This is a genomic window from Pseudoalteromonas sp. S16_S37, from assembly GCF_014694405.1.
In the GTDB taxonomy this organism is placed as follows: domain Bacteria; phylum Pseudomonadota; class Gammaproteobacteria; order Enterobacterales; family Alteromonadaceae; genus Pseudoalteromonas.
Map to the genome: position 1 here is coordinate 1 of NZ_JAAUWV010000287.1, position 233 is coordinate 233.

Consider the following 233-nt stretch of genomic DNA (forward strand, 5'->3'; position numbering starts at 1 on the left):
ATTTCTAAGCATGCTCAAGCTGATCTTACCGAGCGAATGCCGCCCGGTCATTGTAACAGATGCGGGTTTTAAAGTGCCCTGGCTCAAGGCCGTGCGCAGGCAAGGTTGGCACTATATTAGCCGTGTCCGTGGTACAGCCCATCTCAAAACAGAGCACAGTGATGAATTCGTATCTTGCCAATCATTGTTCAAAAGCAACGCTCGAAAAAGCCATTTTCTGGGCGCAACCGAGT

The 233-nt window shown here is 49.8% G+C and carries 1 protein-coding gene; it reads left to right on the top strand.

Going from position 1 to position 233, the window contains the following annotated elements; genetic code table 11:
- Positions 1 to 233: transposase (locus tag HC733_RS23355; protein WP_238937676.1), on the top strand; the 233-nt coding region annotated here is incomplete at both ends.